This window comes from Rhodococcus sp. Q1 (genome assembly GCF_004153645.1).
In the GTDB taxonomy this organism is placed as follows: Bacteria; Actinomycetota; Actinomycetes; order Mycobacteriales; family Mycobacteriaceae; genus Rhodococcus; species Rhodococcus gordoniae.
On the sequence record NZ_SDMJ01000002.1, the window covers coordinates 201,654 to 222,947 of the forward strand.

Here is a 21,294-nt window from a genome sequence, read left to right on the forward strand (position 1 = left end):
CTCGACAAACCCTCAACCACAGCTTGAAGGTTATGTCAAGTAACGCGGCTGTCCGAAACGCTATGGCACGGGTACCGGGATTAGCCAGCAGACGCGCCGGACACGCCGCACGAATTTCACCGATCCCTCACCTCACCGTCGGCAGGTCGGGACTCGCCACGTCGAATCGCTCCCCCGGCTGTGTCAGCAGCGGACCGACGACCGCCGCCTTCCGGTCCGAACGATCGACTCCACCCCACACCACGACACGCCCGTCGGTGAGCACGAGCGAGATGTCGGAGGCCGTCGGCGCTTCGATCGTCTCGACCTGGACGCGCAGCTCGGGCGGCAGCATGTCGAGCACCTCCACGGCAGCGCGGGTCATGGGATCACCCGTGCCGGGCGAGGGCGTCACCAGTCGCGGGGTGAACATCGGTGGTGGCTCGACCGCGAAGTCGACCCCCTCGATGTCTACCGAATGGGTGCCGTCGGGTGCGTCGAAGAAGACCATCGCCTCCCGTTCCGTGACCGTCACACGCACAGAGGAGGGATACACCCGCTGCACCCGGACCGAAGCCGCGCGGGGAATCGTCGCGACACGCTGCGCCGCCGCTGCCGTGTCGACCCGCAGCAGCGGTGTGCCCTCGGCGACCTCGAGCGCGTCGACCACTTCGTCGTAGGTGACGACCTCGATCCCCGTCACCTCGATCGACCGCACGGACAGCAACGGCGACAACCAGGCCACCGCGATCGCCCCGAGGAGCACCACGACGATCCCTGCCCCGACGAGCACGGTCCGCAACCGCACCGACCGGCCCGACGGGCGGCGGGCGGTGCCGCGTTCCCTGGGCCCCCCGGGTTCACGAGGCTCTCGTGACGGTCGCCCACGACGTGCACGTGACGAGACGGCGGCGGGCGTCACGGGTCGATCGGCTCCGGTCCGGAGCCACCGGCAGCACGGAATCCGCCGGGCTCGGGTGAGGACCCGGCCGGACGGTAGCGCCCCGGTTTGCTGTGGAGTGCGTCGAGGATCTGCCTGCCGAGCATCGTGACGTCACCCGCGCCCATCGTGATCACGACATCTCCGGGCCTGGTCAGACGCGCGACCTGCCGGGGAACCGCAGACAGGTTCGGCTGGTAGTGCACCGGCCTGCTCACCGCCCGGGCGACCAGCGCACCGCTCACACCGGGGATCGGTTCCTCCCGGGCGCCGTAGACGTCGAGCACGACGACCTCGTCGGCGAGGTCGAGAGCCGCGCCGAACTCGGTGGCGAACGCCTCGGTGCGCGAATAGAGGTGCGGCTGGAACACGACGATCACCCGGGGCCGTTCGGTGCCGGTCTCGGTGTAGCGCAGCGGCTCCCCCGCGACGAGTTCGGCCGCGGCCGCCAGGACAGCCCGGACCTCGGTGGGATGGTGGGCGTAGTCGTCGAACACCCGCACGCCGTGTTCGCGGCCGGTGTACTGGAATCGCCGGTGCACTCCGCCGAAACCGGCCAGTCCCTCGAGCGCCTCGTCGACCTGCGCCCCGGCCTCGAGCGCGGCGAGCAGCGCGGCCAGAGCGTTCAACGCCATGTGCCGGCCGGGGACCGACAGTCGCACCGTCCGCGGCGAATCCTCACCCGCGAGGTGGAGTTCGGCGACCCCACCCACGTCCTTGGCCTCCCAGCCGAGGAGACGCACGCCGACAGGAACGCCGCGGTGGTCGCCCTCGGTGCCGATGACGTCGGCCGTGCCGTAGCCCCGGACCCGCAGGTCGTCGCGGCCGAGCGCGACGACCCGCTCGGCGAGCGCTGCCGATCCGGGGTCGTCGAGGCACACGACCAGCAGACCACCGGGCGCGATGCGGGAGACGAACTCGTCGAAGACCGCCGTGTACGCCTCCGGCGTCCCGAAATAGTCGAGGTGATCCGCCTCGATGTTCGTGACGATGACGGTGTTCGGGTCGTACTGCAGCAGCGAACCGTCGCTCTCGTCGGCTTCGGCGACGAAGACGTCCCCGCTGCCGTGGTGCGCGTTGGTCCCGGACTCGTTGAGTTCACCGCCCACCGCGAAAGACGGATCGAAGCCGCAGTGCTGCAGCGCGACGACGAGCATCGACGTCGTCGAGGTCTTGCCGTGTGTGCCCGAGACCAGGAAGGTACGGTGTCCGCGCATCAGGGAAGCGAGGACCGTGGGGCGCAACAGGATCGGGATCCCCCGCTCGCGGGCGGCAACGAGTTCGGGATTGTTCTGCGGGATCGCGGCGAACGTCGTGACCAGGGCCGTGGGACCGCCGTCGAGCAGGTCGAGAGCTTCGGCGGCGTGCCCGATGCGGACCTGCGCGCCCCGCGCCCGCAGGGCGAGCACACCGCGGCTCTCCTTCGCGTCGGAACCCGACACCTGTCCCCCGCGCGCGAGCAGGATCCGGGCGATGCCCGACATCCCGGCGCCACCGATACCGACCATGTGCACCCGCTCGAGTTCGGCGGGCAACTGCGCGCTCATCGTTCACTCCTGTTCGGTTCCGCTCCGGCAACCTCGAGCACTATGCGCGCCAACTCGTCCGCGGCACTGCGATGACCGGCGGCCGCGGCGCTGCGCCCCATCTCCACGAGTCTGCGCTCGTCGCCGAGCAACGACACCACGTCCGTCGCGACATAATCGGAATTCAGGTCGCCGTCCGCGACGATCGTTCCGCCGCCCGCCGCGACGACCGGACGGGCGTTGAGTTCCTGTTCGCCGTTCCCGTGCGGGAGCGGCACGTACACCGCGGGCAGACCCACCGCGGAGACCTCCGCGACCGTCATGGCCCCGGATCGGCACACCACCGCGTCGGCCGCCGAGTACGCGAGGTCCATCCGTTCGAGATAGGGCACGGCGACGTACGGCGCCCGGACGTGGCCGGGATGGGCGGGGATGTCGACGGTGTTCTTCGGTCCGTGCGCGTGCAGTACGGCGATGCCGGCCTCCGCGAGCGCGGCGGACGCTCCGGACACGGCCTCGTTCAGCGACCGCGCCCCCTGCGAGCCACCGAACACGAGCAGGACGGGCACATCGTCGGGCAGACCGAAGTGCCGCCGTGCCTCCCCGCGCAGACCGGCGCGGTCGAGACCGGTGATGGACGAGCGGACCGGGATCCCCACGATCTGCGCGTCACCGCGCCGGACGATTCCCGAGTTCGGGACGGCGGCGAGCACGCGTTCCGCCCTCAGGGCTCCGATCCTGTTGGCGATACCCGCGCTCGCATTGGCCTCGTGGACGATCACGGGGATGCGACGGCGTCGACGCAGCGGACCGGCCTCCGCCGCGAGGTAGGCGGGCAACGCCACATATCCACCGAAACCGACGACGACATCCGCGTCGACCTCGTCGAGGACCTGCCGGGTGCGGCGCACCGACGCGACGACCCGGGCCGGCAGCTTCAGCAGGTCCACCGTCGGCTTGCGGGGCAGCGGCACGGGCGGGACGAGTTCGAGTGGGTAGCCGCGTCGCGGCACCAGGGTCGTCTCGAGTCCGCGCTCGGTGCCGAGCGCCGTGATCCGCGCATCGGGCACGAGTGCGCGGACGGCATCGGCCACCGCGAGCGCCGGTTCGATATGCCCGGCCGTACCACCTCCGGCCACCACCACCGACAGTGCCGGCCTCTCCCCACTCACCTACGGTTCCCTCGCTCTCCGCTTCGTCCGTTCGATCCGCGTGTCGTGCGGTTCGTCTGCTGCCTGCCGCGGGCGGGTTCCCGCGCGGGTTGCGCGCGCCGGGCCCGGCCGGTTCCGTCCGTCGGTTGCGCGCGACCCGCGGACGCCCGACGGTCCTGCGCCGCTCCACGTTGCCGTTCGTTCGGCGCCTGAGGCTGCCGCGTGCGCGACCCTCTACCACCCGACGCTGCGGGAGCGGCCCGCTCGGGCACCGCGACCCGCGCTCGCGGCTGCCGCGCTGCGGCCGTACGCGCCGGTCTGCGACCGGGCCGGTACGCCTCCGGCTTGCGCAGGCGCAGCAATCGCGCGAACCGGCCGTCCTGCCCCGCATGCAGCGCGGCGATCGCCTCGGGTTCGTGTCTGGCCGCGTTCGCGATCAGCCCGAACATCAGCAGGGTGGTGGCCGTCGACGTGCCACCGGCCGACACGAGCGGCAGCTGCAGACCGGTCACGGGCAGAAGCCCCACGACGTAACCGATGTTGATGAACGCCTGACCGATGATCCACGTCGTCGCCGTCGCGGTGAACAGACGCAGGAAGGGATCGGCCGAGCGCATCGCGATGCGCAGTCCGACATAGGCGAACAGTCCGAACAGGCCGATGACGGCCACCCCGCCGAGGAAGCCGAGTTCCTCGCCGATGATCGCGAAGATGAAGTCGTTGTGGGCGTTGGGAAGATAGCTCCACTTCGCGCGGCTCTGGCCGAGCCCGCGACCCCACAGGCCGCCGTCCGCGAGGGAGAACTTCGCCTGTCGCGCCTGGTAACCGGCGCCCTGGGGGTCGTCGCCGGGATTGAAGAAGGACCGCACGCGCTGCGAGCGGTAACCGGCCGTCAGGGCCAGGATCACCGCGAGCGTGCCGGCGGTGCCGACGATGCCGAGGAACACCTTGAGGGGCAGGCCCGCGAACCACAGCAGGGCCAGCACGATGATCACGATCGAGACGGTGGTGCCGAGGTCGGGCTGCAGCACGATCAGGCCGGTCACGAGCAGGGCCGCCGGGACGAGCGGGACGAGCATCTCGCGGAGGGTGGAGTTCTCGCCGCGGCGCGAGGCCAGCAGGTGCGCGCCCCACACCGCGAGGGTGATCTTGGCGATCTCGGCCGGCTGCAGCGAGATGCCGGCGATGACGAACCAGCCCCGGGTGCCCTGGGAGAGGGTGCCGATGCCGGGGATGAGCACGAGCACCAGCAGCACGACCGAGAACGCGAACGCGGGGAAGGCGAACCGTCTCATCAGACGCACCGGGATCTGCAGCGCGATGTAGAAGATCACCATGCCGAGGGCGGCGAAGATCAACTGCGAGGTGAACAACCCGTAGGCCGACCCCGCCGCGGCCACCGCACCCACGCTCGACGACGACAGGACCATGACGAGTCCGAGCACGGTGAGCAACACGGCGATCGTCACCACGAGGTGGAAGGACGCGAGCGGCCGCGCCAACCAGGCTCCGAACCGGCCGCGGGCTCCCACCACCGGATCGTCGGAGCTTGCCCCCGACCGAGTCGCGCCTGCCCGAGAAGTCACCTGTGCGTCCCGCCCCCGCGGAGTTCCTCGACTGCGGACGCGAAGCTCCGGCCGCGTTCCGCGTAATCGGCGAACATGTCGAGCGACGCCGCAGCCGGCGCGAGCAGCACCGTCTCTCCCGCCGAGGCGAGAGCGGCCGCTTCCCGGACCGCCACGCGCATCGCGGTGGGTCCGTCGGCGCCCGGCGCCGCGATCCTCGTCACCGGAGGCGTGTCGGTCTCGCTCGTCGCATCGGTCATCGCTTCATCGTCGCTCGTGTCCACCACGACGACCGGGACCTGCGGGGCGTGTCGCGTCAGCGCCTCGGCGATGTCGCCGGCATCGCGGCCGAGCAGCACGGCTCCGGACAGCCGCGGCGCCACCTCGGCGACCAGGTCGTCCACGCGGGCACCCTTGAGCAGACCACCGGCGATCCACACCACGCGGTCGCGCGCGAGGAGCGAACTGCGGGCCGCATGCGGGTTGGTCGCCTTCGAATCGTCGATGTAGTCGACACCGTCGACCTGCCCGACCGGCGCGGCGCGGTGCGGCCCCACGCGGTGCCGTCGCAGACCGTCGTGTACCGCCGACTCGGGCACGTCGATCGCCCGTGCGAGGGCGGCGGCCGCGAGGGCATCGGACAGTCCGGCAGGGCCGGGGGGCGTCACGTCGTCGACTCGGGCCAGCACGGCGGAATCCGCGAACGCCCGGTCGACCAGCAGTTCTCCGCTGATGCCGAGTTCGCCCTCCTGGGGGTACCCCAGCGTGAAACCCACGGTGACCACAGCCCGGGAACGATCCAGGAGACCGCCGGCGATCGGATCGTCGAGGCCGAGGACCCCGACGGCACCGGTGAGAGCCCCGAGTTTGGCCTCGATGTAGTTCTCGATCCCGCCGTGCCAGTCGAGATGGTCCTCGGCGATGTTGAGCACGACACCGGCGTCGGGTCGCACCGACGGCGCCCAGTGCAGCTGGAAGGACGACAACTCCACGGCGAGGACGTCGGCGCGCGGGTCGTCGCGGCGCAGGGCGTCGAGCACGGGGAGACCGATGTTGCCGCACGCGACACTGCTGCGACCTGCGGCCTCGAGAATCGCGTGCACCATCGTGGTGGTGGTGGTCTTGCCGTTCGTCCCGGTGACCACCAGCCACCGCCGGGCCGGTCCGTAGATCTCGGCGCGGTCGATGCGCCAGGACAGTTCGATGTCGCCCCAGATGGGCACCGCGGCCCCGGCCGCCCGCGACAGCAACGGCGCGTCGGGCGGAAATCCGGGACTCGTGACGACCAGGGCGAATTCGCGCAGCGCAGCGGAGTCGTCGACGAGCGTGTCGAGGTCGACCGTCCGCGCGCCGAGGGCCGCGCACTCGGCCAGTGCCCGCTCGTCGCGGTCGGTGACGGTGACGTGGGCACCGAGGTCGGTGAGCGGTTCGATCGTCGCGCGGCCGGACACTCCTGCGCCGGCGACGAGCACCGACCGCCCTCTGAGCCGTTCGAGTTCGTCGGTCATGTCAGTCCCCGATCGCCGCGAGGTACTCGCTGTAGAACAGTGCGAGGCCGATGGCCGAGGCGATGGCGGCGAGCAGCCAGAACCGGATGATCACCGTCGTCTCGGCCCATCCGCCGAGTTCGAAGTGGTGGTGGAAGGGCGCCATCCTGAACACCCGCCTGCGGCTGGATCGGAACACCGCGACCTGGATGACCACCGACGCGGCCTCCGTGACGAAGAGCGCTCCGATGACCACCATGAGCAACTCGGTGCGGGTGGTGATGGACAGGCCGGCGAGCATGCCGCCGAGGGCGAGCGAGCCGGTGTCGCCCATGAAGATCTTGGCGGGCGCGGCGTTCCACCACAGGAAGCCGATGCAGGCAGCGGCACCGGCGGCGCACAGCAACGCGAGGTCGAGCGGGTCGCGGACGTCGTAGCAGCCGGCGGTCGGCTCCACTGCGCACGCGTTGCGGTACTGCCAGAAGGTGATGATGACGTAGGCGCCGAGCACCAGCGCCATGGAACCGGCGGCGAGGCCGTCGAGGCCGTCGGTGAGGTTCACGGCGTTCGACCACGCGCTGACCAGCAGGTACACGAACAGGATGAAGACGATCGAACCCATCGAGACCGTGGCGATGTCGCGCACATAGGACAGATCGGTGCTGGCCGGGGTGAGGCCGTCCGCATTGCGGAACTGCAGGGCGAGGATGCCGAAGGCCACCGCGACGACGAGCTGGCCCACCAGCTTGGCGGTCTTGTTCAGGCCCAGGTTGCGCTGCTTGCGGATCTTGATGAAGTCGTCGAGGAATCCGACGCCGCCGAGCGCCGTGGTCAGGCCGAGCACGAGCAGACCCGAGGCGGTAGGACCTTCGGCGTCGTATCCCATCCCGATGAGATGCGATCCCCAGTAGCCGGCCCACAGGCCGGCGAGGATGGCGACGCCGCCCATGGTCGGGGTGCCGCGCTTGGACTGATGGCTCTGCGGGCCCTCGACCCGGATCTCCTGCCCGAAGCCCTGCCGGGAGAACATCTTGATCAGGACGGGGGTGAGCAGGATCGAGACTGCGAGCGCGATGCCCGCCGCGAACAGGATCTGTCTCACCGGGCGTCCTCCGTCCCCACAGCAGCGTCGTCGTTTCCGGTACCGGCCGGATCGTCCGCGAGGACGGCCTCGGCGACGGTCCACAGCCCCACGGACTGCGATGCCTTCACCAGCACGATGTCGCCCGGCTGCAGTTCGTCGCGCAGCAACGCGATCGCGGCGTCGGCATCGGGTACGTGGCTCGCTTCCTCACCCCACGATCCTTCCATCACTGCCCCCTGGAACAGACCCCGGACCGGTCGCGTGGCCCCGACGGCGACGATTCGGGTGACGTCGAGGCGGACCGCGAGCCTTCCGATGGCGTCGTGGGCGACGACGGCGTCCTCACCGAGTTCGGCCATCTCCCCCAGCACCGCGAAGGTGCGTCGGCGATCGGGGCCCGACCGCGCCATCGTGACCAGGGCTTTCACCGCCGCTCGCATCGAGTCGGGGTTGGCGTTGTAGGCATCGTCGATGACGGTCACCCCGTCGGATCGGGTCTGCACGGCCATGCGGTGGGCCGAGACGGGACCCGCCGTGGCGAGCGCCTCGGCGGCCTGCCGGACCGTCGCACCGCATTCCACGGCGACGGCGATCGCCGACAGGGCGTTGCCGATCTGATGTTCGCCGTGGACGGCCAAGCGCACGGGCACGCGCTGTTCCTGCCCGTCGACGCCGGGAACGACGGCGGTGAACGAGGCGCGCGCCTGATCGTCGAGGTGGATGTCCTCGGCGCGGTAGGCAGCGCCGGAACCGGTTCCGACGGTCACGACGCGACCGGTGGTGCGGGTCGCCATCTTCGACACGAGGGTGTCGTCGGCGTTGAGGATCGCGACTCCCCCGTCGGCGGCGCTGGGCAGGGCCTCGACGAGTTCGCCCTTGGTCTCGGCGATGACCTCCTGGGAGCCGAACTCACCGAGGTGGGCGGTGCCGACGTTGAGCACGACACCGATCCGCGGCGGGGCGATGCGGGCCAGGGCCGCGATGTGCCCGGGGCCGCGTGCCGACTTCTCGAGGACGAGGAAGCGAGTGGATGCGGTGGCGCGCAGGGCGGTCCACGGGTGGCCGAGTTCGTTGTTGAACGATCCGGGCGGGGCGACGACCTCACCGAGCGGTGCGAGCACGGCGGCGATCATGTCCTTCGTGGACGTCTTGCCCGCCGAACCGGTGACACCGACGACGGTGAGGCCGGCGTCCGTGAGCGTATCCACCACGGTGCGGGCGAGCTTCGCGAGGCCGGCGAGCACGGCCGCGCCGGATCCGTCGCTGTCGTGTTCGAGCGCGAGGGCGTTGGTCTCGGTCGGCGGAATCGGCGGCACGACGATCGCGGGCACACCCACCGGCCGTGCGGCCAGGACCGCCACCGCACCGGCGGCGACGGCGGCCGCGGCGTGATCGTGGCCGTCCGAGCGCGCACCGGGCAACGCCAGGAACAGGCCACCGGGACCGATCCGTCGCGAGTCGAACTCGACGGAACCGGTCACCTCGGCGGACGGATCGTCGACGTCGTGCAGGGTGCCCCCGACGACCTCCGCGATCCGAGCCAGTGTCATCGGGATCATGCCTTGCCTCCGTGATGCGAACCGCCCGCAGCCGGCGGATGGTGACCGTCGGGTCCTGCGGTCCGGTACTTGTCGAGAGCTGCGCCGAGGACCTCGCGGTCGTCGAAGGGATGCTTCACTCCCTCGATCTCCTGCCCCGTCTCGTGGCCCTTGCCGGCGACGAGGACGACGTCGCCCGGACGGGCCCACGCGACCGCGGCGTCGATCGCCGCGGCGCGGTCGCCGATCTCGAGGATCTCGCCGCGTTCGGCGGCCGGCACGGAGTGCGCACCGTCGAGGACGGCAGCGCGGATGGCAGCGGGGTTCTCGGTTCGTGGGTTGTCGTCGGTCACGACCACCAGATCGGCGGCCCGCGCCGCAACCTCGCCCATGATCGGCCGCTTCGTCCGGTCGCGGTCGCCGCCCGCACCGACGACGACGGCGATGCGTCCCTCGGTCGCGGCGCGCAGGGTGCCGATGACCGCGTCGAGGGCGGCGGGCTTGTGGGCGTAGTCGACGACGGCGAGGAAGTCCTGTCCGCGTTCGACCCGTTCGACCCGGCCGGGCACCGCGACGTCGGCGATACCGCGGATCGCGGCGTCGATGTCGGCACCCACCTCGGCGCAGAGCGCTACGGCGAGGGCGGCGTTGGTGACGTTGTAGCGGCCCGGCAGGCCGACGGTGGCGCGGCGGGCGATCCCGTCCGGACCGGTCAGGGTGAACTGCTGCACACCCGTCTCGTCGGGGACCTCGTCGGTGACGGTCCAGTCGGCAGCGGCGGTACCGGCAGCACCCTCACCACCGACGGTGCGGACCGCGGTCGCGTCGTCGCGCCCGGCGCGCGCGACCTCGGCCATACGGCGTCCCCACACGTCGTCGGTGCACACCACCGCGCGGCGGGCCCGGACCGGCGAGTCCTCGGCGAACAGCCGGGCCTTGGCGCCGAAGTAGTCGTCGAGGTCCTTGTGGAAGTCGAGATGGTCCTGGGACAGGTTGGTGAACCCACCGACGGCGAACTCGGTGGCGTCGACGCGACCGAGTGCGAGGGCGTGGCTGGAGACTTCCATCACCACCGTGTCGACACCGCGTTCGCGCATGACGGCGAACAGGGCGTGCAGCTGCGGCGCCTCGGGGGTCGTGAGGGTGCTCGGCACGCGGATCCCCTCGATCCGGGTCTCCACGGTGCCGACGAGACCTACGACGCGTCCGGCCGCGACCAAGCCGGCCTCGACGAGATAGGACGTCGTGGTCTTACCGGACGTGCCCGTGATGCCGATGACCTGCATGCTCCGGGAGGGGTGGCCGTAGACGGTGACCGACGCCGCCCCGAGGGCGGCACGCGGCTCGGGATGGACGAGGACCGCGACCGGATCCGAGGTGGCCTCGGCGACGAGATCGCGGCCGGCCTCGTCGGTCAGCACGGCGACGGCTCCGCGTTCGAGTGCGGTGCCGGCGAAGGAGGCACCGTGGGTCTTCGCGCCGGGCAGCGCCGCGAAGACGTCGCCCGGGCGGATGCCCTGGGCACGGAGGTCGATGCCGGTGACCGCGACCCTGCCGGCCGTGTCCTCTCCGGCCTCGGGGTTCACGATTTCCACGCGCGCCCCGATGGCGTCGGCGAGGACCGAGATCTGCGTCATCGGTGGGTGCTCGGGTCTCCGTCCCTCCTCCGGAGGAGACGGATCCGGACTCGATGGCACAGGCACCAGTTTCCTCTCGCTTCGCTGCAGCTCGTCTGCAGGCATTCCGACGGATGTTCCCGGGTTCGTTCCCGTTCTGCGGTCTCGGCGACGACCGTCGTGTCACGTTACCGACGTGTCAGCGTACCGAGGCCGCGTGGTCGCGTGATCAGTCGACCTGAAGGATCAGCTTGCTCTCCGGTTCGGCCGACAACGGCACACCGTCGCGCTGCAACAACCACGACGCGATGGTGCGGAACAGCGGCGCGGCCGACTGGCCGCCACTACCGTCGGAACTGCGGGTCGGGGCGTCGAGCATGATGCCGACGACGTAGCGTGGGTCGTCGGACGGCGCGATACCGGCGAAGGTGATCCAGTAGTCGGAGTTCGAGTAGCACTTGCAGTTCTGGTCGATCTGCTGGGCGGTGCCGGTCTTGCCGGAGATGCGGTAGCCCTCGATCGCGGCGCCCGTACCGGTGCCCTGCTGGTTGCCGGTATCGGCCTGGACGACGGAGCGGAACATGTCGCGCACGGTCGCGGCGGTCTGCGGGCTCACCACGCGCACCGGATCCGGGCGGGGCGTCTCGGTGCGGCTGCCGTCGGGCGCGATCGTCGCGCGCACGACCCGCGGCGGGACACGCTCGCCGTCGTTCGCGATGGTCTGGTAGATCGCGCTCATCTGCAGCAGGGTCATCGACAGGCCCTGGCCGATGGGCAGATTCGCGAAGGTGCCACCCGACCACTGTTCGCGGCTGGGCAGCAGCCCGGACGATTCGCCGGGCAGGCCGACATCGGTGCGCTGCCCGAGTCCGAACAGTCGCAACATCTCGGCGAAGCGGTCCTCGCCGATCCGCTCGGCGAGCATGAGCGTCCCGACGTTCGACGACTTCCCGAACACACCGGTGGTGGTGTACGGCACGACCCCGTGATCCCAGGCGTCCTTGACGGTCGCGCCGGCCATCGTGATCGTTCCGGGGACCTGCAGGACCTCGTCGGGCCGCGTGAGCCCGTCCTCGATCGCCGCTGCGGCAGTGATGATCTTGTTCACGGATCCGGGTTCGAACGGCGAACTGACCGCGAGATTGCCCTGTTCCGCATCGGGCGGGTTGTTCGCGACACCGATCGACGGGTCGAAGGTGCCGTCGTTGGACATGGCGAGCACTTCGCCGGTGTGCGCGTCGAGCACCACGGCGGAGGCGTTCCTCGCGCCGGACAGATCCTTCGCGCGTTGTACCTCCTGCTGCACGTGGTACTGCAGGTCGTTGTCGATCGTGAGCTCGACGGACGAACCGTCGACCGCCGGCTGCCGGTCGCGCCAGCTGCCGGGGATCACGGCACCGTCGGAACCGCGGTCGTAGGTCGACGAACCGTCGGTGCCCGCGAGCACGGCGTCCATCGATGCTTCGAGCCCGATCAGGCCGTGTCCGTCCCAGCCGGTAGCCCCGACGAGGTTGGCGGCGAGGGAACCACCCGGGTACAGGCGGATGTCCTGACGTTCGGTTCCGACCTTGCCGTACTCGTCGACGATCGCCGCCGCGACCCCCGGATCGACGCCTCGGGCGAGGTAGACGAAGGTCTCGTCACTCTCGAGCATCTCGAGCACATCCTTCTCGGGCGCCGCGGCGCCGAGCGCGTCGTGAACGGCCGAGGCCACACCCTCGAGATAGTCCGAGACCTCCGGCCGGGTCGGATCCTTCGCGCGTTCCTCCTCGAGTTCCTTGCGGACCCGCACGGGCTGGAAGGTCAGCGCCTTCGCCTCCATGGTGTAGGCGAGCGGTTCGCCGTTGCGGTCGGCGATGGTGCCGCGGGTCGCGGGTTCGACGAGCCGGGTGGTGCGCTGGCTCGCCGCTTCGGCGGACAACGTGGGAGCCTGGACGAGCTGCACGGACAGCAGCTGCGCGATCGCTACGCCCAGCGCCCCGAACAGGCCGATCCGGCCCCACTTGTTGCGGAAGGTGAAGCTCGTCCTGTCACGTTGCGTGCGGTCGCGCGGCGCGGACATCCGAGCGCGTCCGCCGCGCGTCGCCGGGGTGGAACGTCGTTGCGGTGCACGCCGGGGGGTGGAGCGGTTGTTCACCGAGGCCCGCCCTCGGGTTCCGCCGGCACGGCCTGGACGGGCGCTTCGGGCGACGCGGCGCGGGGCGCCTCGGCTTGTGGCAGTTCGGTCACGGGTACCGGTCGTCCCGCCGCGGGCGGCACAGGTGCGGCACCGTCGGCGTCCGGTACGGCGCCCACGGGAGCCTGCGGTGCGGGGGCGGGTGCCGGCTCCTCGCCGACCGGCCGGCCGTCGGCGGACGGCGCGGCCCGACGGGTGTCGTCGGCTTCGGTGCGCGGCCGGGGCTCCTCGCTCACGTCACCGAGCGGCCGCGGGGTTTCCGCTCCGGCACTGCCGGCCAGCGGGGTCTGGACGCGGGCGTCCTCCCGGACCGGCGGACGGAGCGGAGCCGGCGGCGCACCCTGGGCCGGGACCGGATCGCCCACCACCTGCACCGAACCGTCCGGCGCGACCACGATCCGCGCGACCTGCCCGGTGGGGATCATGCCCAGCTCCGCCGCGGCGACCGCGAGGGCGGGAGCCGACTCGGCCATCGCCACGTCGCGCTGCAGCACCGCCCGCTTCTGCGCGAGCTCCTCGTTGAGGGAACGCGCCGCGCTCAGCTCGTAGGAGTCCTCGGTCGCGCGGGTGGTGAGCAACAACGTCACGGCCATACCCACGCCGAGAAGGGCGATGATGGTGGCGACGAACGGGATCCGGGTGCGGACACGCCCGGCACCCGTCGTCCGGCCGCGGGTCTCGACCGTTTCGACACCGAGCTGCGCGGCGCGCTGAGACCGTCTCTGATAGGCACGCTGCGCTGCCGTCGATCGCCCCGAGTGCCGGCGCTGCGAGGGTGCCACCTGTACGGTCATCGGTTACCTCCTGGCGATTCGTTCTGCAGCACGCAGGCGGACGGGCGCCGAACGTGGATTGGCCTCGATCTCGTCCTCGGTCGCCCGCTCGGCGCCGCGGGTCAGGATGCGCAGTTCCGGCCCCATGCCCGGCAGTTCGACCGGAAGCCCTTCGGGACTGCGGGACTTCGAACGCGGCGTCAGCTCCTGCTTGACGACCTTGTCCTCGAGCGACTGGTACGACATGAAGACGATCCGGCCGCCGACGGCGAGGGCGTCGAGAGCGTCGGGGATCGCATCGCGCAGCGAGTCGAGCTCGGCGTTGACCTCGACACGCAGCGCCTGGAAGGTGCGCTTGGCCGGATGACCACCGGTGCGACGGGTCGCGGCCGGGATCGTGCGGTAGAGCAGTTCGACGAGTTCGCCGCTGGTCCGAAACGGCGTCCTGGCCCGGGTCCGCACGATCTCGGAGGCGATCTTGCCGGCGAACCGTTCTTCGCCGTAGGTGCTCAGGATGCGGGCGAGATCGCCGTGACCGTAGGTGTTGAGGACATCCGCGGCGGTGATGCCGGTGGTGGGATCCATCCGCATGTCGAGCGGAGCGTCCTTCGAGTACGCGAAGCCGCGCTCCGCTTCGTCGAGCTGCATCGAGGACACACCGAGATCGAACAGAGCAGCGTGGACCGAGCCGTACCGGTCGAGGCCGACGCTCTCGAGCGCATCGGCGATCCCGTCGTAGCGGGTATGGACGAAGTCGGTGCGGTCGGAGAACCGCGCGAGCCGCTCGCGCGCGATCGCCAGTGCGTCGGGGTCGCGGTCGAGACCCACGAGCCGCAGACCGGGATAGATCGTCAGGAAGTGTTCGGAGTGCCCGCCGAGACCGAGTGTCGCGTCGACGAAGACAGCGCCCTCGCCGTCCGGTCCGGCACTCTCGATCGCCGGACCGAGGATCTCGACGGCTCGATCGAGCATGACCGGGACGTGGCCGAACTCCGCAGGGGACGTCACATCGGCACCGGTGGCCTCATCCGCACCATCGACGGAGTCGTGCTCGCCGTCCACCATGTGTCCTCCGGAAATCCTGCTCGGGCCGCTTACGGTCTGTGGGGTACTCGTCGGGTGGACGGTGGTGTGCCTCGTGCCTGCCTGTCGCTCGTATCGATGCCCTGCTCGTCGCCACGGGGTTGATACGGAAGACGGCGAATGCCTCGAGGTCTCTGTCCGAGTCCGAAGAGACCTGACGCCGGGGAAGTGCGTCAGGGCCCTCCGGTCCGTACCTGGCGCTGGGGAAGTGCGTCAGGGCCGGCACATCGGGCAGAGGCCTCGCGGCACTCGCCGCGCAACCCGAGCCGTGGTGTTACAAGATGTCGCGTAGTGCTTCGTCTCTCGCTTCCGAGAAGTCTTCTTCGTGTTCGGCAAGGTAGGTCTCCCATGCCGTCGCGTCCCAGATCTCGAGGTACCTGACCGAGCCGATCACGACGCAGTCCTTGGCGAGACCGGCATACCTGCGGTGCGCGGCCGACAGCGTGATCCGGCCTTGCGAGTCGGGTCGCTGCTCGTCCGTTCCCGAAGCGAGGCTGCGCAGGAACGCACGTGCCTGGGGGTTGCTCCGTGAGGCGCTCGCAGCGCGTTCCGCCAAGGCGGCGAACTCGTCGCGAGGGAACACGGTGAGGCTGTGATCCTGCCCCTTCGTGATCATCAACCCTCCCGCCAGCTCGTCTCGGTACTTCGCCGGCAGCGTGAGCCGGCCCTTGTCGTCCAACTTGGGGGTGTAGGTACCGAGGAACACTCGGCGCCTCCCCGCTGCCGGACGGATGCTTCGCGCGGCAGGACACCTCGTCCCGCCGTGCCCCACATTACCCCACTTTGCCCCACCGGAAACGGATTACCGCCGCCCGGTCACGCGTGTTGCCGTCACATCCCCAGCTCAGAGCAGGTGGCGGAAAATGGGGACACGCCCCGGGGAGGTGGCGCAGCATCGGCCGACGCCTTCGCGTCGACGACCGTCCCCACCCGGGAAACGAGGACGGAGCGCAAGACGACCAGGGAAAACGGGGCGGGTGGGACGAGGCGGGGAGAGGGAACGGAGCCGAGGGCGGCGGCGAGTGGGGCGCGGTGGAGGAGAGACGACCGGTGGGGGTACGAAACTCCGCAGAGAACGACGACGGCGCGACCCGTGGGTCGCGCCGTCGTCGATACAGCTGTTGGTCGAGGAGGTCACTCCTGCTCGAAACGCCTCCGGAACCGCTCTTCCATGCGGTTGGTGAAGCCACCACCCGAGGACTTCCTGCCGCCGCCGGAACTTCGGCCGGTCTTTCCGGAAGCGGAACTACCACCCGTCGCCCCTGAAGCCGACGGCCGACGACCGCCGAGGAGCAACAGAACTCCGGCGGCGAACATCACGAGGAACCCGAGCAGACTGATGATCGGAAAGCCGCCCGGCTTGAGCGGCAGGGCAACACCGGCGATCAACAGCGTCAGGCCCAACACGAACAAGGCGCCGGCCTGCAGCCGCCGCCGGTTCGACGCCATCCCCAACCGGCTACCACGCACGGTCGAGGCGAACTTGGGATCCTCAGCATAGAGCGCGCTCTCGATCTGATCGAGCATGCGCTGCTCGTGCTCGGAGAGTGGCACGGTACCTCCCCCGGCACTAAACGGTGGCCACCGGATCCGTGGGGCGGATCCGGCGGGGGGCCGTCGATACGGCCGCCTGAATCAATAATACGAGCAGAAGTCGATGTGGACCACAAACTCCACACGTGAGTTCGGTCCCCCGCCCGGCGAAGCCCTCGTGAGAAGGCGAAGGTCACCCACCGACACCGACTTCGGGCTCTGCCTCGGCGTCGAGATAACCCTCCACGTCGTGCAGGAAGTGACCCACCTCGTCGTAGAACGCACCGGACTCGTCGGCTCCGACGGCCCGCGCGACGCCCGCCTCGATCGCCGCGCGAGTGGCGGAACGGTCGGCGAAGTAGTCGGCCCAGACGGCGAAGGACTCGTCGGCTCGCGCCATGAGCGCCCACGCATTGCGCGTGACCGGCCGGCGCGCCGGCCGGACCCCGGAGCGCATCTCCGCAGCGGCGACGACCGCGCCGGCACCGCGCAGCGCCGCAAGATAGGCGAGACGGAACCTCTCGCCCGGATCGCCGGCACCGGCGGCACCCGAGAGCAGATCGTCGGCCTTGCGCAACAGCGTCGCTGCGCGCGCCGAGGTCGGGCGGTCCATGCATGCGGACGGTCCGAGCGTGGGAGACGTTCGGCGCGGCCCTCGACCCGCGACGTGACCGTCGGCCATATTCACGCACCTCCTCGGCGTGCTCGCACCACTCACTACAACGAGCGGTATCCGGTGGTATTCCCGCCGAAACGCCGAGGAACGGAGATCACTGTCCTCGAGTGATCCCCGACACGGACGCCGAGCGGGAGACCCCAGGGTGATCCGGGGATGTTCGCTTCCCTCGAACATCCCCGGATCACCGGTGTCGAACATGCGTTCGACGTATTCAATATAGCTGGACCCACCGACAACCCGTCAAGAGAAAGCGGCCACGTCATCCCGAACGATCAGCGAGACCCGAACACCTCCGACACATCGCGAGCCACCCGAACGAGTCACGCATGACCACCGATCCCCACCACGACCCCGCAATCCTCACCGAACTCTCCCCTGCGGATTTCCGTGCGCGCCTCCCCGAGCTGCTGTCCGTCTACGTCGCGGCGATGCGCTATCCCCGCGGCACGGAGTACCACCGGGCGCCGATGTGGTCCGAGCATTCGGCTCGTGCGGGATGGCAGGCCTTCGCCGCCGCTCTCCCCGAGGCGCCCGACACGATCGTCGGCATCGCGTACGGCTACCGGGGCGATAGCCGGCAGTGGTGGAACCAACAGGTGCGCACCGGCATGCGTCGTTCCGGACGGTCTCCCGAGGAGATCGATCGGGTCCTCGCCGACTACTTCGAGCTCACCGAACTGCACGTCCGTCCCGACATGCAGGGACGCCGCATCGGCGAACTGCTCCTGTACGCGCTGCTGCGGGACCGTGCGGAAGGAGCCGTCCTGCTGTCGACTCCCGAGGTGCCGGCCGAGGACAACCGGGCGTGGCGGCTGTACCGTCGGTTCGGATTCCAGGATGTCGTCCGCCGGTTCGTCTTCACCGGCGATGCCCGGCCCTTCGCGGTGCTCGGCAGGAGTCTGCCGCTCGGGCCGGACCTCGTTCCGCATCACCCCCACACGCTCGACGATCCGGACGGAAGTGGTATCCCATGAGCCCCACCCTCGACGCCGTCGTGGTCGGATCCGGCCACAACGCTCTGGTCTCGGCGTGCTATCTCGCCCGTGACGGATGGTCGGTGGAGGTGCTCGAACGCGACACCGTGCCGGGCGGGGCCGTCTCCACCGTCGAGCGCTTCCCCGGATACGCCGTGGACCGCGGTTCCTCGGCCCACATCATGGTCCGCCACTCGGGAATCGTCGAGGAGCTCGATCTCGCCGCCCACGGACTGCGCTACATCGACTGCGACCCGTGGGCGTACGCGCCGCCGCCCGCAGGCACCGACCGCCCCGGCATCGTGTTCCACCGCGATCTCGACCGGACCTGCGCGTCCGTCGAGGCCGCGTGCGGGCGCCGGGAAGCCGACGCGTACCGCCGATTCGTGCAGGACTGGGGTCCGCGCAGCGCGGCGGTGATGAAGTCGTTCACCCATCCCCCGACCGGCCGGCATCTGCTGTCCTCGTTCTGGGGTCTCGACGCCGGGGAAGGCGGCAGCGCCCTGTCCCGCCGTTTTCTCACCACCGGCGACAGCCTGCTCGACGAATACTTCGACGACGAACCCCTGAAAGCGGCACTGGCCTGGTTCGGTGCGCAGTCCGGACCGCCCATGTCCGAACCGGGCACCGCGGCGATGGTGGGCTTCGCGGCCCTCATGCACACCCTTCCGCCGGGCCGCGCGGTCGGCGGGAGCGGCGCGCTGACCCAGGCGCTGCTGTCCCGACTGCGTTCCGATGGCGGCACGGTGACCTGCGGCGACGCCGTCACGGAGATCGGCCGCTCCGGCGATCTGTGGACCGTGCGCACCGCATCGGGACGCTCCGTGCGGGCCCGCAGGGTCGTCGCCGGCTGTCACGTCCTCACCACACTGGAGCTGCTCGACCGCGGCGGATACGACCGCGGCCGGCTCGAAGGCTGGCGGCGCAGCATGCGGGTCGGCCCGGGCATCGGCATGGTCCTGCGGCTGGGCACCGATTCGCTGCCGCACTACCGCGGGTGCGACGAACCGGAGCTGACCACCTCGGGTCTGCAACTGCTCGTCGACGACCGCGCCCACCTGCGGGCGGCCCACGGTGCCGCGATGGCGGGAGACCTGCCCCCGCGACCGGCGGTTCTCGCGATGAGCTTCTCGGCACTCGATCCGACGATCGCGCCCGCCGGCAAACACCAGATCACACTGTGGTCCCAATGGCATCCGTACGCGCTGCGGGGCGGGCGACGCTGGGAGGACATCGCCCGATCGGAGACCGATCGCATCCTCGCGGAGATGGAGACGCGATCTCCCGGTTTCACCGCCGGCGTCGAACATTGCCACGTACAGACCCCCGCCGACATCGAGCGCGAACTCGGACTGCTCGGCGGGAACGTCATGCACGTGGAGATGTCGCTGGACCAGATGTTCCTGTGGCGGCCGCTGCCGGAGCTGTCGGGCTATCGGGTGCCCGACGCGCCCGGCCTCTACCTCACCGGCGCCTCGACGCATCCCGGCGGCGGTGTCTCCGGCGCGAGCGGACGCAACGCCGCCCGCGTCGCCCTCGCCGACGCCAGGGGCGGCATCATGGATCGCATGAAGGGCTGGGTGTCGCGATGACCGAGACCTACGCGCCTGCCCCGGCCCACCCGGCCCGATGGCGGACGATCCTTCCCGTCGTCCCGGCCGTCGCCGCGGTCCTCGCCCAGATCGCCTATCCCCTCACCGAGGGTGACGCCCGGGACGCCGCGACCGTCGCGGTCGTCACACTGCTCACCGCAGCCTGCCTCGTCCATGCGGCGCTGAACCGCGGTCCCACCTTCGCCGTCGTCCTGTTCGTGAGTTCGGCCGGTATCGGATACCTGTCCGAGGTGGTCGGCACGATGACCGGCTACCCCTACGGCTGCTACAGCTATGTCACCGACCGTCTCGGGCCGGCGGCCCTCGACGTTCCGCTCGTGGTACCGCTGGCCTGGTCGGCGGGTCTGTACCCCGTGTGGTGCGTGGCCTCGCGCCTCGTCCGCAACGGTCCCGGCCGGGTCGCGGCGGTCACCGTCGGCATGCTCGGATGGGATCTCTTCCTCGACCCCCAGATGGTCGCGGACGGTCACTGGTCGTGGTGCAATGCCGGCGGCCTGCCCGGGATCGGGCACATCCCGCTCACCAACTATGCGGGCTGGCTCCTCGTCGCCGCGATCATGGCGACCGTGCTCGTCCTCGTCGACTCCCGTTCGGACCGCCCCGACACGCCCCGGCACGACGGCGTGCCGATCGCGTTGTTCCTGTGGACGTGGCTCGGTTCGGCCCTCGCCCACAGTGTCTTCCTCGACACCCCCGAGCTCCGCTATTCGGCGCTGTACGGGCTGGTCGTCATGGGTGTGCTGGGCGTTCCCCTGCTGGTCTCGCTCGTCCGCGGACGCGGCGCGAGTGGATCCGGCCCGGAGCCGGTCGAGGCACGACTCGCCGCGAGCGACCCGAACAACCGACGAGGATGACCGTGCCTGGCACCATGTTCTCCGTGCAGTCGTCCACCATGTCCGTCCGCCGTCGTGTCGTCGCGGTCGTGGGGCTCGTGCTCCTCGCCGTTCCGCTCCTCACCGGTTGCCTGCGCGTGCAGGCGACAATGGGGATCTCCTCCGACGACCGCGTGTCGGGGCAGATCGTCGCCGCGACCATTCCCGCCGACGAGAACGATCCCGGCCCCGAGCTCACCGCCCCTTCGGCTCTGGCCGGGAAGGTGCGGGTGCAGGAGTACTCGCAGGACGGCTACGTGGGGAGCCAGGTCTTCTTCAACGACCTCACCTTCGGCGATGTCCAGCAGCTCGCGACGATGTCCGACCAGAGCGCGGGCATGTTCCAGCTCAACCTGCAGCGTTCCGGCGACCTCGTGGCCCTGAACGGACGTGTGGACCTCGAGTCCGCCCCGTCGCAGGGCACGGACGTCCAGTTCACCATCGCGTTCCCGGCCCGGGTGGCGACCACCAACGGCACCCGCGAGTCGGATTCGATCGTGACCTGGAAGCTCCCGGCCGGTGAGGTCAGCAGCCTCCGGGCGGAGGTGCGCTACGCGGATCCCAACACGCGCGGTTTCGCGGGCTGGGCCGGGATCATGGCCGGAGCCGTCTTCGGGGTCACGCTGATCATCGCGGGCACGGCCTGGTTCACCCGCAATCCGGCGCCGCGGTGGTCGGCGACGAGCGGGACACGGTCCTGACCGG

At 70.5% G+C, this 21,294-nt stretch carries 18 protein-coding genes; 4 read left to right on the plus strand and 14 right to left on the minus strand.

Annotated features, from left to right (window positions below):
• Positions 1 to 127 precede the first annotated feature (127 nt).
• The 14 genes from EQ874_RS05750 to EQ874_RS05815 form a co-directional block, all read right to left on the minus strand.
• Positions 128 to 787: an FtsQ-type POTRA domain-containing protein gene (locus EQ874_RS05750; protein ID WP_129976195.1), complete on the minus strand. Its 660-nt coding sequence runs from the start codon at positions 785 to 787 to the stop codon at positions 128 to 130.
• 110 nt (positions 788 to 897) lie between these two features.
• A complete protein-coding gene (gene murC, locus EQ874_RS05755) occupies positions 898 to 2,466 on the minus strand; it encodes a UDP-N-acetylmuramate--L-alanine ligase (protein ID WP_129976197.1) in 1,569 nt (522 codons plus the stop codon).
• Positions 2,463 to 3,617: an undecaprenyldiphospho-muramoylpentapeptide beta-N-acetylglucosaminyltransferase gene (gene murG, locus EQ874_RS05760; protein ID WP_129976199.1), complete on the minus strand. Its 1,155-nt coding sequence runs from the start codon at positions 3,615 to 3,617 to the stop codon at positions 2,463 to 2,465. The genes murC and murG overlap by 4 nt, the downstream gene beginning before the upstream one ends.
• On the minus strand, positions 3,614 to 5,131 hold the full coding sequence (ftsW, locus tag EQ874_RS05765; RefSeq protein ID WP_129976508.1) for a putative lipid II flippase FtsW: 1,518 nt from the start codon (positions 5,129 to 5,131) through the stop codon (positions 3,614 to 3,616). Before ftsW ends, murG begins: the two co-directional genes overlap by 4 nt.
• A 47-nt stretch (positions 5,132 to 5,178) precedes the next feature.
• A complete protein-coding gene (gene murD / locus EQ874_RS05770) occupies positions 5,179 to 6,669 on the minus strand; it encodes a UDP-N-acetylmuramoyl-L-alanine--D-glutamate ligase (protein WP_129976201.1) in 1,491 nt (496 codons plus the stop codon).
• Between the two features lies 1 nt (position 6,670).
• Positions 6,671 to 7,750: a phospho-N-acetylmuramoyl-pentapeptide-transferase gene (gene mraY, locus EQ874_RS05775; protein WP_016933866.1), complete on the minus strand. Its 1,080-nt coding sequence runs from the start codon at positions 7,748 to 7,750 to the stop codon at positions 6,671 to 6,673.
• A complete protein-coding gene (gene murF / locus EQ874_RS05780; RefSeq protein WP_064065466.1) occupies positions 7,747 to 9,291 on the minus strand; it encodes a UDP-N-acetylmuramoyl-tripeptide--D-alanyl-D-alanine ligase in 1,545 nt (514 codons plus the stop codon). The genes mraY and murF overlap by 4 nt, the downstream gene beginning before the upstream one ends.
• Positions 9,288 to 10,907: a UDP-N-acetylmuramoyl-L-alanyl-D-glutamate--2,6-diaminopimelate ligase gene (locus EQ874_RS05785; protein WP_129976203.1), complete on the minus strand. Its 1,620-nt coding sequence runs from the start codon at positions 10,905 to 10,907 to the stop codon at positions 9,288 to 9,290. The genes murF and EQ874_RS05785 overlap by 4 nt, the downstream gene beginning before the upstream one ends.
• A gap of 208 nt (positions 10,908 to 11,115) precedes the next feature.
• The gene (locus EQ874_RS05790) at positions 11,116 to 12,948 is read right to left on the minus strand and encodes a penicillin-binding protein 2 (protein WP_129976205.1); all 1,833 of its coding nucleotides are present in this window, start codon (positions 12,946 to 12,948) and stop codon (positions 11,116 to 11,118) included.
• Positions 12,949 to 13,019: 71 nt separating this feature from the next.
• Complete coding sequence (locus EQ874_RS05795; protein WP_129976207.1) at positions 13,020 to 13,856, minus strand: hypothetical protein; 837 nt, start codon at positions 13,854 to 13,856, stop codon at positions 13,020 to 13,022.
• A gap of 3 nt (positions 13,857 to 13,859) precedes the next feature.
• Positions 13,860 to 14,900: a 16S rRNA (cytosine(1402)-N(4))-methyltransferase RsmH gene (gene rsmH, locus EQ874_RS05800; RefSeq protein ID WP_064065470.1), complete on the minus strand. Its 1,041-nt coding sequence runs from the start codon at positions 14,898 to 14,900 to the stop codon at positions 13,860 to 13,862.
• Between the two features lie 292 nt (positions 14,901 to 15,192).
• Positions 15,193 to 15,624, minus strand: a complete 432-nt coding sequence (gene mraZ / locus EQ874_RS05805; RefSeq protein WP_064065471.1) for a division/cell wall cluster transcriptional repressor MraZ — start codon at positions 15,622 to 15,624, stop codon at positions 15,193 to 15,195.
• A 428-nt stretch (positions 15,625 to 16,052) separates the two neighbouring features.
• Positions 16,053 to 16,472, minus strand: a complete 420-nt coding sequence (locus EQ874_RS05810) for a DUF3040 domain-containing protein (protein WP_016934759.1) — start codon at positions 16,470 to 16,472, stop codon at positions 16,053 to 16,055.
• 172 nt (positions 16,473 to 16,644) lie between these two features.
• The gene (locus tag EQ874_RS05815) at positions 16,645 to 17,064 is read right to left on the minus strand and encodes an SAV_6107 family HEPN domain-containing protein (protein ID WP_016934760.1); all 420 of its coding nucleotides are present in this window, start codon (positions 17,062 to 17,064) and stop codon (positions 16,645 to 16,647) included.
• A gap of 392 nt (positions 17,065 to 17,456) precedes the next feature.
• On the opposite strand from EQ874_RS05815, the gene EQ874_RS05820 reads away from it, so the two are divergent.
• From EQ874_RS05820 to EQ874_RS05835, 4 genes are read left to right on the plus strand one after another with little or no spacing between them, the layout of a single operon-like run.
• Complete coding sequence (locus EQ874_RS05820; RefSeq protein WP_129976209.1) at positions 17,457 to 18,104, plus strand: GNAT family N-acetyltransferase; 648 nt, start codon at positions 17,457 to 17,459, stop codon at positions 18,102 to 18,104.
• Entirely contained in the window at positions 18,101 to 19,696 is a 1,596-nt protein-coding gene (locus EQ874_RS05825) for an NAD(P)/FAD-dependent oxidoreductase (protein ID WP_115311470.1), read from the plus strand. Before EQ874_RS05820 ends, EQ874_RS05825 begins: the two co-directional genes overlap by 4 nt.
• On the plus strand, positions 19,693 to 20,571 hold the full coding sequence (locus EQ874_RS05830) for a carotenoid biosynthesis protein (protein WP_064064014.1): 879 nt from the start codon (positions 19,693 to 19,695) through the stop codon (positions 20,569 to 20,571). The genes EQ874_RS05825 and EQ874_RS05830 overlap by 4 nt, the downstream gene beginning before the upstream one ends.
• On the plus strand, positions 20,568 to 21,290 hold the full coding sequence (locus EQ874_RS05835; protein WP_016934567.1) for a DUF3153 domain-containing protein: 723 nt from the start codon (positions 20,568 to 20,570) through the stop codon (positions 21,288 to 21,290). Before EQ874_RS05830 ends, EQ874_RS05835 begins: the two co-directional genes overlap by 4 nt.
• Positions 21,291 to 21,294: the final 4 nt, after the last annotated feature.